Source organism: Aeromicrobium flavum (assembly GCF_007992115.1).
GTDB lineage: Bacteria > Actinomycetota > Actinomycetes > Propionibacteriales > Nocardioidaceae > Aeromicrobium > Aeromicrobium flavum.
This window is the reverse complement of sequence record NZ_BJZQ01000014.1, coordinates 14,908-30,802: the sequence shown is the minus strand read 5'-3', so window position 1 is coordinate 30,802 and position 15,895 is coordinate 14,908. Positions and strand designations below refer to the sequence as shown.

Sequence of the window (15,895 nt, the reverse complement as noted above, 5' to 3'; positions counted from 1 at the left end):
CGGGGCGGAAAAGGCGGGACGGGAGGGTCGAGTGGTTCCGTCGGGCCCTCCCGCTCAGCGCTCGCGCAGGCGCCCGCTGAGCGCCACGGCCCCGAGCGCCACGATCGGCGCGACGCCGAGCACGGCGGCGAAGGCCTGCTCGCTGGACCGGGTCAGGAGCGCGGCGAAGACCGCGCTGCCCAGCGCCAGCCCGAGCGCCTGGACCACCGCGTCGTTCGTCTGCATCGCGGCGCTGGCCGCCCCGTGCTCCCCCGGTGGCGCCGTCTCGAGCAGCAGCACCGAGAGCGTCGACATGGCCATGCCCATCCCGAGCCCCGCGAACGGCCACAGCAGCACGAGCGCCACGAGCGGCAGCGCCTCGACCAGGACCAGGACGCCGGCCAGGCTGCCCACCGCGACCAGCCCGGTGCCGATCCGGACCCGGCGGTGCTTGTCGGCGAGCGCCGGGACGTTGGCGGCCAGCCAGGAGCCGCTGAACCACAGCACCGCGCCACCGGTGAGGAACATGCCGCCCTGCGTCGGCGTGAGGCCGCGGTGCTCGACCAGGGCGAGGGGCAGGTAGGCCTCGACCCCGAAGAAGGCCAGGGAGGCGACGCCCCGTGTGGCGATCACCGCGGGGAGGCCGCGGCGACCGGTCCACGTGCCGCGCGGCAACAACGGCGGGACGGCGAGGACGGCGACGACGAGCCCCAGGAGCAGGAGCGCCCACCAGCCCGCGAAGCCTCGCTGGCCGGCGATGCTGACGGCGAGGACGGAGAGGGCGCCGAGCCCCGCCAGCAGCACCGGCCTCGCGCGGAGTCGCACGTCCGCGTGTGCGCCGGGCGTGCCGAGCGCCGGCATGAGGAGCGCGGCGGCCAGCAGCGCCGGGACGATCGCGCCGAGGACGGCCCACTGCCAGCCGGCGTTCTCGGCGATCCAGCCCGCGATCGGCGGACCCACGAGCGCGGGAAGGACCCAGGCGGACGTCAGCACGACGAAGACGCGCGGGCGGATGCTCTCGGCGAAGGCCTGACCGACCAGCACGTAGAGCGCCACCGTCGTCAGGCCCGACCCGAGCCCCTGCACGGCACGCCCGACGACGAAGAGCTCCATCGTCGGCGCGGTCCCGGAGATGACCAGGCCGAGCACGAACCCCGCGACGCCCGTCAGCAGCGGGACGGTCGGGCCCTCGCGGTCGCACCACGGCGCCGAGACGGTCATCGTCACGACCGACGCCGCGAGCAGGACGGCGAAGGACACGCCGACGAGCGACAGGCCGTCCAGGTCGGCGGCCACGAGTGGGAGCGCCGTCGCGATCGCGTACGCCTCGAAGGCGAAGAGGAAGGCGGTGGCGAAGACACCGGCGACGACCAGCCCCTGCGGACCGGTCCAGAGGCGCTCACGCACGACGACGCTCACGACGCGGCTCCTTCGGTGACGTGCGGGCACAGCACGGACATGGGCTCTCCTTCGGTGGGCTCATGCCAGCGAACAACCTCAACCCGTGTTGAGGTCAAGTCCCGTCATTCGACGTCGAGCCGCAGCAGGTCGTCCTCGGTCTCGCGCCGCAGGACGAGGCGGGCCTCGCCGTCGCGCACGGCCACGACCGCGGCGCGCGGGACGTGGTTGTAGTTGTTGGCCAGCGAGCGGCAGTAGGCGCCGGTGCCGGGCACGGCCAGCAGGTCGCCCGCGGCGATGTCACCGGGCAGGAACTCGGACTTCACCACGATGTCGCCGGACTCGCAATGCTTGCCCACCACGCGGGCCAGCACGGGCCGTGCCTCGGACTCGCGGGACGCGAGCGTGCACGAGTAGTCGGCGCCGTAGAGCGCGGGCCGGATGTTGTCGCTCATCCCGCCGTCGACCGAGACGTACAGGCGCGAGCCGCCGCCGTCGAGGCCGACGGCCTTCGTCGTGCCGACCTCGTAGAGCGTGAACGTCGACGGGCCGGCGATCGCGCGACCGGGCTCGATCGACAGGTGCGGGACGTCGACCCCGAGGGCGCCGCACTCGTCGGTGACGATCTTGACGATCTCGCGACCGAGGTCCTCGGCCGGTCGGGGGTCGTCCTGCGTGGTGTAGGCGATGCCGAAGCCGCCGCCGAGGTCGAGCTCGGGCGCGGTCACGCCCAGCTCGCGGGCGATCTGCGCGTGCAGCCGCAGCACCCGGCGCGCCGCGACCTCGAAGCCGTCGGAGACGAAGATCTGCGAGCCGATGTGCGAGTGCAGGCCGAGGAAGTCGAGCCCGTCGGTGTCGAGCACGCGGCGGACCGCGGCGAGCGCCGCCCCGTCGGAGATCGAGAAGCCGAACTTCTGGTCCTCGTGCGACGTCGAGATGTACTCGTGGGTGTGCGCCTCGACCCCGGCCGTGACGCGCACCATGACCGGGGCGCGGAGGCCGAGCTCGGCCGTGAGGGCACCGAGCCGCTCGATCTCCTCGAACGAGTCGATGACGATGCGGCCGACGCCGACCTCGAGCGCGCGACGCAGCTCGGCCACGGACTTGTTGTTGCCGTGGTGGCCGATGCGCGCGGGCGGGAACCCGGCGCGGAGCGCGACCGCCAGCTCTCCCCCGGTGCAGACGTCGAGGTTGAGGCCCTCCTCGGCGATCCAGCGCGCGGTGGCGACGCACAGGAACGCCTTGCCGGCGTAGAAGACGTCGGCGTCGGGGAACGCCGCCTTGAAGGCGCGGGCCCGCGAGCGGAAGTCGTCCTCGTCCACGACGTACAGCGGCGTGCCGAACTCCTGCGCCAGGTCCGTGGCGGGCTCGCCCGCCACGGTCAGGACGCCGTCGACCTTGCTGACGTTGGCCGACCACAGCTGCGGCACGATCGTGTTGACGTCGTCGGGCTCGCGCAGCCACTCGGGACCGCGGGTGCCCGCCTGTCCGTGCAGGGCGCCGGCTTCGTGGGAGCGCATCGTCACATCCGTTCCGGCGCCGAGACGCCCAGCAGGCCCAGGCCGTTGGCCACCACCTGGCGCGTCGCCGCGACCAGGACGAGGCGGGCCCGGTGGGTGTCGGTCGGGTCCTCGTCGCCCTGCGGCAGCACCCGGCACTCGTCGTAGAACTTGTGGAACGTGGAGGCGGTCTCCTCGAGGTACCGCGCGATGCGGTGCGGCTCGCGCAGTTCGGCGGCGCGGGCGACGACGCGCGGAAACTCGGCCAGGGCCCGCAGCAGGGCACCCGCCCGGTCCTCGACCAGTTGCGCGGGATCGAAGGCGGCCAGGTCGGCGGCCAGCCCGAGGTCGGCGCCGTTGCGCAGGATCGAGGAGAGCCGGGCGTGGGCGTACTGGACGTAGTAGACCGGGTTGTCGTTGCTCGCGCTGGCCCACAGGTCGAGGTCGAGGTCGATCGTCGAGTCCGTGGAGTAGCGGGCCAGGGCGTACCGCGACGCGTCGACGCCGATCGCGTCGACGAGGTCCTCCAGCGTGATCACGGTGCCGGCGCGCTTGCTCATCCGCAGCGGCTGGCCCTCGCGCAGCAGGTTGACCATCTGGCCGATGAGGATCTCGAGGTTGACACCCGGCTCGTCGCCGAACGCCGCGCACATCGCCATCATCCGCGAGACGTAGCCGTGGTGGTCGGCACCGAGCATGATGATCGCCCGGTCGAAGCCGCGCTCGCGCTTGTCGAGGTAGTAGGCCAGGTCGCCGGAGATGTAGGCCGGCTGGCCGTCGGACTTGATGACGACGCGGTCCTTGTCGTCGCCGTAGTCGGAGGTGCGCAGCCACCACGCGCCCTCGGACTCGTACATCTTGTCGAGCTCCTTCAGCCGTGCGATCGCCCGGTCGACGGCGCCGGTCTCGTGCAGGTGGTTCTCGTGGAAGAAGACGTCGAAGTCGACGCCGAAGTCGTGCAGGCTGCCCTTGATCTCGGCGAACATCTGCGTGACGCCCTCGGACCGGAAGAGCTCGGTCGCGTCGGCGTCGGGCAGGGACGCGGCCTCGGGGTGGTCGCCGACGATCCGGGCGGCGATGTCGTGGATGTACTGGCCGCCGTACCCGTCCTCGGGCGCCTCGAGGCCCCGCGCGGACGCCAGCAGCGACCGGGCGAACCGGTCGATCTGCGCGCCGTGGTCGTTGAAGTAGTACTCGCGGGTGACGTCGCCGCCGCTGAACTGCAGCAACCGCCCCAGCGAGTCGCCGACGGCCGCCCACCGGACGCCGCCGATGTGGATCGGGCCGGTGGGGTTGGCGCTGACGAACTCGAGGTTGATCCGCTGGCCCGCGTACGTGTCGTTGCGGCCGTAGTCGGCTCCGGCCTCGAGGACGTGGCGGGCGATCTCGCCCTGCGCGCCGGCGGAGACGCGGATGTTGAGGAAGCCCGGGCCGGCGACCTCGGCGGAGTCGATGCCGTCCGCGGCAGCGAGCTCGGCGGCGAGCAGCTCGGCGAACTCACGCGGGTTCATGCCGGCCTTCTTGCCCAGCTGCATCGCGATGTTCGTGGCGTAGTCGCCGTGCTCCTTGACCTTGGGTCGCTCGACGCGGACCTGGCTCGGGACCGGGTCGGGAAGGGTCACGCGGCCGGCGTCCACGAGGGACGTGAGGGCGGCGACGATGGCGTCGGACAGCTGCTCGGGAGTCACCGACCCAGCCTATCGGCGTGCGCTACCGGCGAGATTCGAGGACCCGGCGCACGGTCGAGATGAGCGTGTCGGGGTCGAACGGCTTGGTGACGTACTCATCGACACCGGCGGCCGCGGCCCGGTTGAGGTCGATCTGCTGGCTCTGGGTGGACACCATGACGAGGCCGATGCCGGCGTAGCGGGGGTTGGCCCGCACGCGCGTGATGGCGGTGACCCCGTCCATGCGAGGCATCATCATGTCCATCGTGATGACGTCCGGGAGCGTCTCCAGCGCGGCCAGCACGTCGAGGCAGTCCTGGCCGTCGTCGGCCTCGATGACGTCGAAGCCGGCGAGCTCCAGGTTGGTCCGGATGAGGAAACGGATGGACGCCGTGTCGTCGACGACCAGCACGGTGGGGGGCACGTCCTCCAACCTACCCGTGCGCTACCGTTGGTTTCCGCGGTATCCACCGTGAACGGCCCCCGTAGCTCAGGGGATAGAGCACCGCCCTCCGGAGGCGGGAGCGCAGGTTCGAATCCTGCCGGGGGCACCGTTGACACCGGCCTTCGACTCGTCCGCGAGTCGGAGGCCGGCGTCGTTCACGAGGCCCACTCGGGTGTCCGGTCCGCGGTTCGACCACAATGGTCTCGATGCCCGAGACCTACGACGCCGCCCAGGACCTTCCCGAACTGCCCCGTCCGTGGCGTGCGCGCGTACCCGGCTACGCCGACATCGACGCCCTCGTCGCGCTGCGGCGCCTGGACGAGCTGCAGGGCACCGGCGAGGCCCACGTCGACCCGGCGGGCATCGAGTCCGAGGTCGCGGGTCAGGCCTCGTGGACCCGCCGCCAGCTCGTCGCCGTCGGACCCGACGACGTGCCGCGGGCCTGGATCACCGTCCACGACCGCGCCGCCGGCCGCGCCCTCGTGTGGGGCTACTTCGACCGCGACGTCCCGGAGGTCGACGCGATCGCGACGGCCTTCTACGCGTGGGCCGAGTCCGCGGCGATCGCGATGGCCCGCTTCCGTGCCGTCGAGACGACGCGGCTCGACGAGAGCCCGTTCGCCGGCGACCTGCGCCAGGCCCGCTGGCTCGAGCAGGCCGGCTACGCGAAGCGCCGCACCTGGCTGCACATGGACCGCCCCGTGACCGCCGGCGACGCCGAGCTCGCGCCGCGGGCCGGCGTCGTCGTGCGACCCGTCGAGCGCCACGAGAACGGCCTGCCCGTCGCGGCGGACCTGCAGGTCGTCCACCGGATGCTCGAGACCTCGTTCCAGGACCACTTCAACTCGTACCGCGAGAGTTTCCCCGAGTTCGTCCAGCGGCTCCGGGAGGATCCCGGCCACAGCTGGGACCACTGGTGGCTCGCCTACGTGGACGAGGAGAACGGCGCCGGTCTGGTGGCCGCGGGCGCCGTCGTCTGCTCGGTCTCGACGGACCCGGACGGCGGTCCGGGCGGCACCTACATCGAGTACATCGGCGTCAACCGGGCCGCCCGAGGTCGTGGCGTCGCCAAGTCGCTGCTGGCGACGGTCATCGCCGACGCCGCGCAGCGGGGCCGCAACCGGGTGGGACTCGAGGTGGACGCCGACTCCCCCACCAGCGCCGACCAGCTCTACCGCTCGCTGGGGTGGGAGACCGAGTACGTCACCGAGTCCTGGTTCAAGGACATCGACCTCAGCGACTGACGCCGGCGGGGTCGGTCCGCTCGCGCAGCCACGTCGTGGTGCCGGGCTCCATGCCGCGCGACTTCGGCGTGCGGTCGACCGGCGACACGATGAGCGCCGCCTCGCCCGGCAGCGACCACTTCAGCGCGTGGTAGACGACCGAGAGCGTCTCGGTGCTCTCGACGAGCCACACGCCCGGCGCGATCGACCGGATCTCCTGCCACGGCCCGGACAGGTCGTCGGGCTGCTCCTGCGTCCACGCCAGGTACACGGTCACCGGTCCATCCTTCCCGGACCGGCGCGCCCGCGCACGATCAGGCGGCTGCCGGCCGCTCGGCCACGGCGCGCAGCGCCTCCACGTCGGCCCCCTGACGCACCAGCAGCTCGCGGCCCGGGCTGTCCGCACGCAGGATTCCGAGCAGCAGGTGGCGGCCGTCGATCGTCCGGTGCTTCAGCCGGATCGCCTCGCGCAGGGCGAGCTCGAGCGACTTCCTGGCGTCGGACGTGAACGGGATGTGCCCACCCCTGCGACGTGCCGCGCGATCCAGCGCATCAGGACCGAAGGTGCGCTCGGCCTCACGGCGGACCGCCTCCAGGTCGATGCCGATGCCCGCCAGCGCGTCGGCGTCGATTCCGCCCGAGCGCAGGTCGGCCGTGGCCGCCGCGACCAGTGCCGCCACGTCCGTCCCGGCCTCGACCAACACGTCGCGCGCCGGTCCGCCGTCGCGGGCGAGCGCGATGAGCAGGTGCCGGGTGTCGATCGTCCGCGTGGACGCGTCGCGTGCGATCTCCTGGGCCGCCGTGACGGCGGCGCGGGCTTCCTTCGTGAACCGTTCGAACATCAGCTGCTCCTGCCGTGCTTCTTGTGGACCGCCTGCTTGGTGACGCCGAGCGCCTCGGCGACCTGCTGCCACGACCAGCCGAGCTGGCGGGCCCGGGCGACCTGCAGGGTCTCGAGCCGGTCCGCGAGCTCGCGCAGCGAGCGGACCGCTCGGAGCCCGACCGCGGGGTCGTCGCCGGCTGCGTCGCTCAGGGCATCGGTGGACATACGTCAACCGTAATTGACGTTCGTCGGGTCGTCAACCGTTGTTGACGGATGGGGCCGCCCCACTCCGCAGCACGCCGGCCAGGGACGTGAGCTCGTCCTGCACGACGCGGTAGTACGCCCATCGGCCGCGCTGCTCGCGGGCGACGAGTCCGGCGGCGGCGAGCAGCTTCATGTGGTGCGACACGGTGGGCTGGCTCAGGCCAAGCGGCTCGGTGAGGTCGCAGACGCAGGCCTCTCCCCCGTCGGCCGCGGCGATGATCGAGACCAGTCGCACGCGCGCCGGGTCGGCGAGCGCCTTGAACTTCGCGGCCAGGGTGCTGGCGGCGGCATCGTCCAGCGCGCCCTCGGTGAGGGGCGAGCAGCAGGTGTCGACGAGCGGGAGCGAGGCGGCCATGACCCCAGCCTGCCACGTATTGACATTCATCGATAGGTGAGGCATTTTCGATTCATCGACATTCATCAATACGGAGGAATCATGAGCACGAACGAGGAACTGGTCGAGCAGGTCCGCCAGCGCTACGCGGCGGCGGCCACCACCGTGACGGCGGGCGCGACGAACCACCTGGTGCTGGAGCAGACGGAGGACGCGAGCTGCTGCTCGGGCAGCTCGTGCGGCGCCGGTGCCACGGACGTCGACACCCGCTTCGGCGCGGGCCTGTACGAGGCGGGGACGGCCGACGAGGTCCCTGCCGAGGCCCTGGCCGCCAGCCTGGGCTGCGGCAACCCCACCGCGGTCGCCGCCCTCCACCCCGGCGAGCGGGTCCTGGACCTCGGCTCCGGCGGCGGCATCGACGTGCTGCTCTCGGCACGCCGCGTCGGCGACACCGGCTTCGCCTACGGCGTCGACATGACCGACGAGATGCTCGACCTCGCGCGGGCGAACGCCGCGAGGGCCGGCGCCCGGAACGTCGAGTTCCTGCGGGGCACGATCGAGGACGTCCCCCTGCCGGACGCCTCTGTCGACGTGGTGATCTCCAACTGCGTGATCAACCTGTCGGTCGACAAGCCGAAGGTCATGTCCGAGATGTTCCGCGTCCTGGTGCCCGGCGGGCGCGTCGGCGTCTCCGACGTCGTGGCCGAGGACCACCTGACACCGGCCGACCGGGCCGAGCGCGGCTCGTACGTCGGCTGCATCGCCGGCGCCCTCTCGCGCTCGGAGTACCTCGAGGCCCTGGCGGACGCCGGCTTCGTGGACGCCGAGGTGGAGTTCACCCACGAGGCGGCACCGGGCCTGCACGGGGCGATCGTCCGCGCGGTCAAGCCCGCCTGAGGCGCCCGGTCACTCCCGGGCCAGCGCCGTCGTCGCCGCCACGATCTCGTCCTCGGTGAGCAGGACGAGGTCGGCGGCGGGGCCCAGCGGGATGAAGCTGTCGGCGCTGGCGACACGCGAGACCCGGCCGGCGTACCGCGCTTCGACCAGGGCCGCGACGACCCCTTCGCCCACGCCGGCGGACCGGCGGGTCTCGTCGACCACCAGGACCCGGTCGAACCCGCGGCACACGTCGACGATGGCCTCGACCGGGAGCGGCGCGAGCCATCGCAGGTCGACGACCGTGACGTCGATGCCCCGGCCGCGCAGCTCCTCGGCGGCCCGCAGGCTCAGGTAGGTGCCGTTGCCGAACGTCACGAGGACGACGTCGCGCCCCTGGCCGTACACGCCCACCTGTCCGGGCGGGATCACCGTGCCGGTCTCGGGGGCGGCGGTCCACAGGCCGTCGCCGTCCTCGTGCAGGTCGCGCGAGTGGTAGCGGGCGATGGGCTCGAGGAACACGCAGACCTTGCCCTGCCGGGCCAGCTCGTGGCACGACCGGAGCAGGCCGGGCGCGTCGGCGGGGTGGCTCGGGACCGCGAGCACGAGTCCGGGGATGTCGCGCAGCACGGCGACGGAGTTGTCGTTGTGGAAGTGGCCGCCGAACCCCCGCTGGTACGCCAGACCGGCGATCCGCACCACCATCCCGTTGCGGTACTGACCCGCCGAGAAGAAGGCCAGCGACGCCGCCTCGCCGCGCAACTGGTCCTCGGCGTTGTGCAGGTAGGCGAGGTACTGGATCTCGGGGATGGGCAGGAACCCCGCCAGCGCCGTCCCGAGCGCCGTGCCCAGGATCGTCTGCTCGTCGAGCAGGGTGTCGAACACCCGCAGACCGCCGAAGCGCTTGCGCAGCCCGCGGGTCACGCCGTAGACGCCGCCCTTGACGGCCACGTCCTCGCCGAAGACCAGGGTGTCGGGCTGGTCCTCCAGCAGCTCGGCCAGCGTCGCGTTGATCGCCTGCGCGAGGGTGCGCCGCGGCCCCTCGGCCTCCCGTCCCGCCACGGACGCGACGTCGGGCAGCGCCAGTGGCGCCATGACGGCCACCGGGGAGTCGAGCCTCGCCTCGGCGAGGACCGACTCGGCCTCGGCCATCACCACGTCGCGCAGGTGCTCGTACGCCGCCAGCGCCGACTCGCCGGTGAGGACGTCGGCGTCGACGAGCACCTGGGCGGTGGCCACGAGCGGGTCGAGCGCGTAGTCCGCTTCGATCTGGCGCCGGGTGCGGTAGGCGACCTCGGCGTCGGACCCGGCGTGGCCCAGGAAGCGGACGGTGCTGAGGTGCAGGACGCCGGGCCGGCGGCTCGAGCGCACCGCGTCGAGCGCCGCCCCGGTCTGGGCCAGCAACCCGACCGGGTCGTCGCCGTCGGCCGCGCGGTACTCGATGCCCGGGAGCCGGTCGAGCATCACGCCGGGCCACCCCTGCGGCGACGCGGTGCTGATGCCGATGCGGTTGTCCTCGCAGACGAACAGGACGGGGCACGGCAGGCCGCGGTGGGCGAGGTACGCCGCGGCGTTGAGCGCACCGACCGCCGTGGAGTGGTTCGCGGAGGCGTCGCCGAAGCTGCAGAGGACGACGGCGTCGTCGGGCCAGGCGGTGTGCCGGCCCAGTCCGTGGGCGAATCCGAGCCCGAGACCGAGGCCGAGGGCCCGTGGCAGGTGGGAGGCGATCGTCGAGGTCTGCGGGATGATGCTGAGCGCCGGGTGGCCGAACACCTTGTGCCGTCCGCCCGACATCGGGTCGCTGCGAGCGCTGACCAGGCTCAGCAGGACCGCGCGCACGCCGTCCTCACGCCCGGCCTTGGCCGAGCGCGCGGCGTACAGGCCGCCGGATCGGTAGTGCAGCAGCGCCGGGTCGGTCACCTCGGACAGCAGGCCGAGGGCCGCGTTGCTCTCGTGACCGGCCGAGCCGATCGTGTAGTGCCCCTGTCCGCGGGCCTGCAGCCATCGCGCCGCGAAGTCCAGGTGGCGGCTCTGGACCTGCGCCGTGAACAGGGCACGCAGGACCTCGAGATCGACGTGGTCCTCCGCGTCGGGCCGGGGCTCCAGCGTGGGCAGGGTCCGGACGACGTACTCGTCGATCGTCTCCATCAGGCCCTCAGCGCCTCGTCGACCGCGCGGGCGATCGGCAGGTGGACGGCGGGGCCGTGACCGGGCAGGACCAGGTCCGCCTCTAGTCGGGCCAGCTCGGGCAGGGTGGCCCGCAGCCGCGCCGTGTCGTGGTGGAAGAACCCGTCGATGGCCTGGGGTCCCTCGACCCGGCTCAGCGAGTGACCCGTGACCCGCGCGTCGCCCGTCGCGATCGCACCGTGCGCCGGGAAGTGGAACGCCGTGTGCCCCGACGTGTGTCCCGGCAGCGCGACCGGCACGGGCGAGCACGGCACGTCGAGCGGCACGCCCGGGCGCACCGCCTCGGGACGGTCGATCCTCGGGTGTTGGGCGCCGCCGAGGCGGGCGATCGTGAGCGCCCAGCGCAGGACGCTGGGACGCCAGGCGCGCACCAGCACGTCGGCGGTCGTGGCGCTCTCGACCCGCTCGCCGCGCAGCATCGGCAGCTCCTCGGCCCCGGCCAGGACCCGCACGCCGCGGGCGGCCAGCGCCGGCATCGAGCCGGTGTGGTCGACGTGGTTGTGGGTCAGCACCAGCGCCTCGACCCGGTCCCACGACGCCCCGGCCCGCCGGACGGACTCCCGGACCAGCGCGGCCTGCCCCGGGTACCCGCAGTCCACGAGCGCCACCCGCCCGTCCTCGACGAGCACGAGCCAGTTGACGACCTCGGTGCGGGCGAACCAGATCCCGTCGGCGACCTCAGTGACCTCCACGGCTCGAACCTAGGAGCCGACCGGGGTCGTGTCCACGGACGCGCCGTGCGGAACCGACGAATCGTGGTTAGCGTCGAGAAGGTACGAGCATCCATCCATCAGGAGGCCTCATGCCCACCCGCACCGCACGCACCGCCTGGGACGGCGGATTCGAGGACGGCTCCGGCCAGGTCGAGCTGACCTCGTCCGGTCTCGGCACGTTCGAGATGTCGTTCCCCAAGCGCTCCTCCGACGACGGGGGCGGCGCCACGAACCCCGAGGAGCTCATCGCGGCCGCCCACTCGTCCTGCTACACCATGCAGCTGACCGCCCTGCTCGGGAAGGCCGGCGCCACCGTCAACGCGGTCGAGACCTCGGCCGACGTCTCGCTCGCGCCCGACCCCGACGGCGGCTTCCGCATCAACCGCATCGCGCTGACCGTGCGCGCCGAGGCCGAGGGCATCGACGAGGCGCAGTTCCAGCAGGTCGCCGAGGAGGCCAAGGAGACGTGCCCCGTCAGCAAGGCCCTCGACGGGGTCGACGAGATGACCCTCGACGCCACGCTCGAGACGCTCTGACTCCGTCCGTCGGAGATTGACGTCCGTTCACCGACGGGTTGCGCGACCTGCCTGCAGCGGTCTATATGCGCGCGTTACCCTGTCATGAGTCCACCACCCGTGCGTCAGCACGTGAGCAACTTTCTCCGGAAGAGGCGATTCAGGCCGTGGCCGAGTCCTCCCCCACCGCGTCGACGACCGACGCTCCCCATCCCGACTTCGGTGCCAACGAATGGCTCGTCGAAGAGATGTACGACCAGTTCTCCGCCGACCCGTCCTCGGTCGGTCCGGAGTGGGCCGACTTCTTCCGCAAGGGAGGGTACGGGTCCAACGGCAGTGCCTCCTCGAACGAGGACAAGGCGACGGCGAACGCCCAGCAGGGCCAGGCGAGCGAGTCCTCCGAGCTGAGGACCGACGAGCCCGCGAACGAGCCCTCCGGCGAGCAGGCGGAGAAGCCGGCGACGCCGGAGAAGACGCCGTCGGCCCGCGCCGCCGAGGAGAAGAACCCGCCGGCGCCCGCCCAGGCCCCGGCCGCGCCGAAGCCGGCGCAGAAGGCCCAGCCCGCGGCGGCCAAGGCGCCGGCCAAGGACCAGCCGGCGTCCACGCCGAACGGCCCCGGCGAGGTCGAGAAGGTCGTCCTCAAGGGCGCCTCGGCCCGCACCGCCACCAACATGGACGCGAGCCTCGCGGTGCCCACCGCCACCAGCGTCCGCTCGGTGCCGGTCAAGCTGCTGTTCGACCAGCGCGTCGTCATCAACAACCACCTCGCCCGCGCCCGCGGCGGCAAGGTGTCGTTCACGCACCTGATCGGCTACGCGGTCGTCAAGGCCGTCTCGGCCATGCCCGAGATGAACACCGGCTTCGAGTACAACGAGAAGGGCAAGCCGGTCCAGCTCAAGCCCGAGCACGTCAACTTCGGGCTCGCGATCGATGTGCAGAAGTCCGACGGCTCGCGCCAGCTCATGGTGCCGAACATCAAGGCCGCCGAGACGATGGACTTCGCGCAGTTCTGGCGCGCCTACGAGACCATCGTGCGCAAGGCCCGCGACAACAAGCTCGAGGTCGTCGACTTCCAGGGCACGACCGTCAGCCTGACCAACCCCGGCGGCATCGGCACCAACCACTCGGTGCCGCGGCTCATGGCCGGCCAGGGCGTCATCGTCGGCGTCGGCTCGATGGACTACCCGCCGGAGTTCCAGGGCGCGTCCGAGGACACGCTGGCCCAGCTGGCCGTCAGCAAGATGATGACGCTGACGTCCACCTACGACCACCGCGTCATCCAGGGTGCGCAGTCCGGCGAGTTCCTGCGTCGCGTCCACCAGCTGCTGCTGGGCGCCGAGAACTTCTACGACGAGATCTTCACGTCGCTGCGGATCCCCTACGAGCCCATCCGCTGGGCCCAGGACATCTCGGTCCGCCACGACGACGACGTCGACCGCCAGGCCCGCGTGCTGGAGCTGATCCACTCCTTCCGCGTGCGCGGCCACCTGATGGCCGACACCAACCCGCTGGACTACCGCCAGCGCACGCACCCCGACCTCGACATCGCGTCGCACGGCCTCACCCTGTGGGACCTCGACCGCGAGTTCCCGGTCGGCTCGTTCGGCAAGGCCTCGGGCAAGCGCTTCATGAAGCTGCGCGAGATCCTGGGCATCCTGCGCGACTCCTACGTCCGCACGATGGCCGTCGAGTACATGCACATGCAGGAGCCCGAGGAGCGCGCCTGGTTCCAGGAGCGCCTCGAGCGCCCGCACGTCAAGGAACCGCGCGAGGAGCAGCTGCGCATCCTGCAGAAGCTCAACCAGGCCGAGGCCTTCGAGACGTTCCTGCAGACCAAGTTCGTCGGCCAGAAGCGCTTCAGCCTCGAGGGCGGCGAGACGATGGTCCCGCTGCTCGACGAGATCTGCGAGGGCGCGGCCGCCGACGGCCTCGAAGAGGTCTGCATCGGCATGGCCCACCGCGGTCGCCTCAACGTGCTGGTGAACATCGCCGGCAAGGACCCGGCCAACGTGTTCCGCGAGTTCGAGGGCAACATCGACCCGCGCACCGTGCAGGGCTCCGGCGACGTCAAGTACCACCTGGGCGTCGACGGCGAGTTCACCTCGGTCCGCGGCGACAAGATCAAGGTCTCGGTGGCGGCCAACCCGTCGCACCTCGAGGTCGTCGACCCGGTGCTCGAGGGCATCGCCCGCGCGAAGCAGGACGTGCTCAACCGCGGCGAGGAGTTCCCGGTGCTGCCGGTCCTCGTCCACGGCGACGCCGCGTTCGCCGGCCAGGGCGTCGTGGCCGAGACGCTCAACCTGTCGCAGCTGCGGGGCTACCGCACCGGCGGCACGGTGCACGTCATCGTGAACAACCAGGTCGGCTTCACCACGAGCCCGTCCTCGTCGCGCTCGTCGACGTACTGCACCGACGTGGCCCGCATGGTCCAGGCGCCGATCTTCCACGTGAACGGCGACGACCCCGAGGCCTGCATCCGCGCCGCGCAGCTGGCCTACGAGTACCGCCGCACGTTCCACAAGGACGTCGTCATCGACCTGGTCTGCTACCGCCGCCGTGGTCACAACGAGGGCGACGACCCGAGCTTCACGCAGCCGCTGATGTACGACACGATCGAGAAGAAGAAGTCGGTGCGCAAGCTGTACACCGAGGCCCTCGTCGGTCGTGGCGACATCACGCTCGAGGAGGCCGAGGAGGCGCTCAAGGGCTACCAGAAGCTGCTCGAGCAGAACCTGGCCAAGGTCAAGCAGGCGCAGCACGACACCGGCTACTCGCGCACCCCGGACTACCCGGAGAAGCCGTACGACGAGGAGCTGGTCACCGCGGTCACGCCCGACACGCTCAAGGCGATCTCCGACGCCTACACGAACGTGCCGGACGGCTTCACGGTCCATCCGAAGGTGCTGCCGCAGCTGCAGCGCCGCGCCGCGTCGATCACGGCCGGTCCCATCGACTGGGGCACGGGCGAGATCATCGCGATGGGCTCGCTGCTCGCCGACGGCCGTCCCGTCCGCCTCGTCGGCCAGGACTCGCGTCGTGGCACGTTCACGACCCGCTTCGCGACGATCATCGACCGCAAGAACGGGTCGGAGTGGACCCCGCTGCAGCACGTCGCCGACGAGCAGGCCTCGTTCCACATCTACGACTCGCTGCTGAGCGAGTACGCCGCGCTCGGCTTCGAGTACGGCTACTCGGTGGCTCGCCCCGAGGCGCTGACGATGTGGGAGGCGCAGTTCGGCGACTTCGTCAACGGCGCCCAGTCGGTCATCGACGAGTACATCAGCTCGGGTGAGACCAAGTGGGGCCAGAAGTCGGGCGTCGTCCTGCTGCTGCCGCACGGCTACGAGGGCCAGGGGCCCGATCACTCGTCAGGCCGCATCGAGCGCTTCCTGACGCTCGCCGCCAACGACGAGATGACGATCGCGCAGCCCTCGACCCCCGCGTCGTACTTCCACCTGCTGCGTCGTCAGAACCTGCAGTCGCAGCACCGTCCGCTCATCGTCTTCACCCCGAAGTCGATGCTGCGCAACAAGCTGGCCGCGAGCCAGCCGGAGGACTTCACCTCCGGCACGTTCCGTCCGGTCATCGGTGACGACACGGTGGACTCGAGCCGCGTCGAGCGGGTCATCCTGTGCTCGGGCAAGGTCACGTGGGACCTGCTGACCGACCGCAAGAACCGCGAGGGCGACAACCCCAAGACCGCCATCGTGCGGCTGGAGCAGCTCTACCCGCGTCCGCTGGCCGAGCTCAAGGAGGAGATCGCGAAGTACCCGAACGCTCGCGAGATCCGCTGGGTGCAGGACGAGCCCGAGAACCAGGGCCCGTGGCCGCACGTCGCGCTGTACCTGCGCGATGCGCTCGGCCTGCCGATGAACCCGGTCACGCGGCCGGAGTCCTCGGCTCCGTCGGTCGGTTCGCACTCGGTGCACGTCACCGAGTTCAAGGACCTGATGAACCGCGCGTTCGCCTGAG

The 15,895-nt window shown here is 71.8% G+C and carries 14 protein-coding genes and 1 tRNA gene; 5 read left to right on the top strand and 10 right to left on the bottom strand.

Annotation, left to right across the window (positions count from 1 at the left end; all coding sequences use genetic code 11):
• Nucleotides 1-54: 54 nt before the first annotated feature.
• The 4 genes from AFL01nite_RS12160 to AFL01nite_RS12145 form a co-directional block, all read right to left on the bottom strand.
• Complete coding sequence (locus tag AFL01nite_RS12160) at nt 55-1,398, bottom strand: MFS transporter (protein WP_186813938.1); 1,344 nt, start codon at nt 1,396-1,398, stop codon at nt 55-57.
• Between the two features lie 104 nt (nt 1,399-1,502).
• Complete coding sequence (gene lysA, locus AFL01nite_RS12155; RefSeq protein ID WP_146827957.1) at nt 1,503-2,897, bottom strand: diaminopimelate decarboxylase; 1,395 nt, start codon at nt 2,895-2,897, stop codon at nt 1,503-1,505.
• 2 nt (nt 2,898-2,899) lie between these two features.
• Complete coding sequence (gene argS / locus AFL01nite_RS12150) at nt 2,900-4,564, bottom strand: arginine--tRNA ligase (protein WP_146827956.1); 1,665 nt, start codon at nt 4,562-4,564, stop codon at nt 2,900-2,902.
• 22 nt (nt 4,565-4,586) lie between these two features.
• Nucleotides 4,587-4,967, bottom strand: a complete 381-nt coding sequence (locus AFL01nite_RS12145) for a response regulator (RefSeq protein WP_246119703.1) — start codon at nt 4,965-4,967, stop codon at nt 4,587-4,589.
• Nucleotides 4,968-5,022: 55 nt separating this feature from the next.
• Between AFL01nite_RS12145 and AFL01nite_RS12140 the strand changes: the two genes are divergently transcribed.
• Nucleotides 5,023-5,094 (top strand) — tRNA-Arg (locus AFL01nite_RS12140).
• A 100-nt stretch (nt 5,095-5,194) separates the two neighbouring features.
• A complete protein-coding gene (locus AFL01nite_RS12135) occupies nt 5,195-6,232 on the top strand; it encodes a GNAT family N-acetyltransferase (protein ID WP_246119702.1) in 1,038 nt (345 codons plus the stop codon).
• Here the strand turns inward: AFL01nite_RS12135 and AFL01nite_RS12130 are convergent.
• From AFL01nite_RS12130 to AFL01nite_RS12115, 4 genes are read right to left on the bottom strand one after another with little or no spacing between them, the layout of a single operon-like run.
• Entirely contained in the window at nt 6,222-6,488 is a 267-nt protein-coding gene (locus AFL01nite_RS12130) for a hypothetical protein (protein WP_146827954.1), read from the bottom strand. The two genes, AFL01nite_RS12135 and AFL01nite_RS12130, sit on opposite strands and share 11 nt — an antisense overlap.
• A gap of 37 nt (nt 6,489-6,525) precedes the next feature.
• Nucleotides 6,526-7,053: a Clp protease N-terminal domain-containing protein gene (locus tag AFL01nite_RS12125; protein WP_146827953.1), complete on the bottom strand. Its 528-nt coding sequence runs from the start codon at nt 7,051-7,053 to the stop codon at nt 6,526-6,528.
• Nucleotides 7,053-7,259: an RNA polymerase subunit sigma-70 gene (locus AFL01nite_RS12120; protein WP_146827952.1), complete on the bottom strand. Its 207-nt coding sequence runs from the start codon at nt 7,257-7,259 to the stop codon at nt 7,053-7,055. The genes AFL01nite_RS12125 and AFL01nite_RS12120 overlap by 1 nt, the downstream gene beginning before the upstream one ends.
• A 31-nt stretch (nt 7,260-7,290) precedes the next feature.
• Entirely contained in the window at nt 7,291-7,653 is a 363-nt protein-coding gene (locus AFL01nite_RS12115; RefSeq protein WP_146827951.1) for an ArsR/SmtB family transcription factor, read from the bottom strand.
• 81 nt (nt 7,654-7,734) lie between these two features.
• On the opposite strand from AFL01nite_RS12115, the gene arsM reads away from it, so the two are divergent.
• Nucleotides 7,735-8,529: an arsenite methyltransferase gene (gene arsM, locus AFL01nite_RS12110; RefSeq protein WP_146827950.1), complete on the top strand. Its 795-nt coding sequence runs from the start codon at nt 7,735-7,737 to the stop codon at nt 8,527-8,529.
• Between the two features lie 9 nt (nt 8,530-8,538).
• On the opposite strand, the gene AFL01nite_RS12105 is transcribed toward arsM, so the two are convergent.
• Both AFL01nite_RS12105 and AFL01nite_RS12100 read right to left on the bottom strand, forming a co-directional pair.
• Entirely contained in the window at nt 8,539-10,656 is a 2,118-nt protein-coding gene (locus AFL01nite_RS12105; RefSeq protein ID WP_146827949.1) for a thiamine pyrophosphate-dependent enzyme, read from the bottom strand.
• Nucleotides 10,656-11,387, bottom strand: coding sequence for an MBL fold metallo-hydrolase (locus AFL01nite_RS12100; protein WP_146827948.1), 732 nt, complete (start codon nt 11,385-11,387; stop codon nt 10,656-10,658). The genes AFL01nite_RS12105 and AFL01nite_RS12100 overlap by 1 nt, the downstream gene beginning before the upstream one ends.
• A gap of 110 nt (nt 11,388-11,497) precedes the next feature.
• Here AFL01nite_RS12100 and AFL01nite_RS12095 point away from each other — a divergent pair, with 110 nt between their 5' ends.
• On the top strand, nt 11,498-11,944 hold the full coding sequence (locus AFL01nite_RS12095) for an OsmC family peroxiredoxin (protein WP_146827947.1): 447 nt from the start codon (nt 11,498-11,500) through the stop codon (nt 11,942-11,944).
• A gap of 227 nt (nt 11,945-12,171) precedes the next feature.
• Nucleotides 12,172-15,894 carry a multifunctional oxoglutarate decarboxylase/oxoglutarate dehydrogenase thiamine pyrophosphate-binding subunit/dihydrolipoyllysine-residue succinyltransferase subunit gene (locus tag AFL01nite_RS12090; protein WP_371862834.1) on the top strand — a complete coding sequence of 1,241 codons (3,723 nt, stop codon included), beginning with the start codon at nt 12,172-12,174 and terminating at the stop codon, nt 15,892-15,894.
• Nucleotide 15,895 lies beyond the last annotated feature (1 nt).

Coding starts and splice junctions, on each gene's coding strand:
- lysA (WP_146827957.1), bottom strand. CDS start 2,897: ATGCGCTCCCACGAAGCCGGCGCCCTGCACGGACAGGCGGGCACCCGC.
- AFL01nite_RS12135 (WP_246119702.1), top strand. CDS start 5,195: ATGCCCGAGACCTACGACGCCGCCCAGGACCTTCCCGAACTGCCCCGT.
- AFL01nite_RS12125 (WP_146827953.1), bottom strand. CDS start 7,053: ATGTTCGAACGGTTCACGAAGGAAGCCCGCGCCGCCGTCACGGCGGCC.
- AFL01nite_RS12120 (WP_146827952.1), bottom strand. CDS start 7,259: ATGTCCACCGATGCCCTGAGCGACGCAGCCGGCGACGACCCCGCGGTC.
- AFL01nite_RS12115 (WP_146827951.1), bottom strand. CDS start 7,653: ATGGCCGCCTCGCTCCCGCTCGTCGACACCTGCTGCTCGCCCCTCACC.
- arsM (WP_146827950.1), top strand. CDS start 7,735: ATGAGCACGAACGAGGAACTGGTCGAGCAGGTCCGCCAGCGCTACGCG.
- AFL01nite_RS12105 (WP_146827949.1), bottom strand. CDS start 10,656: ATGGAGACGATCGACGAGTACGTCGTCCGGACCCTGCCCACGCTGGAG.
- AFL01nite_RS12095 (WP_146827947.1), top strand. CDS start 11,498: ATGCCCACCCGCACCGCACGCACCGCCTGGGACGGCGGATTCGAGGAC.
- AFL01nite_RS12090 (WP_371862834.1), top strand. CDS start 12,172: ATGTACGACCAGTTCTCCGCCGACCCGTCCTCGGTCGGTCCGGAGTGG.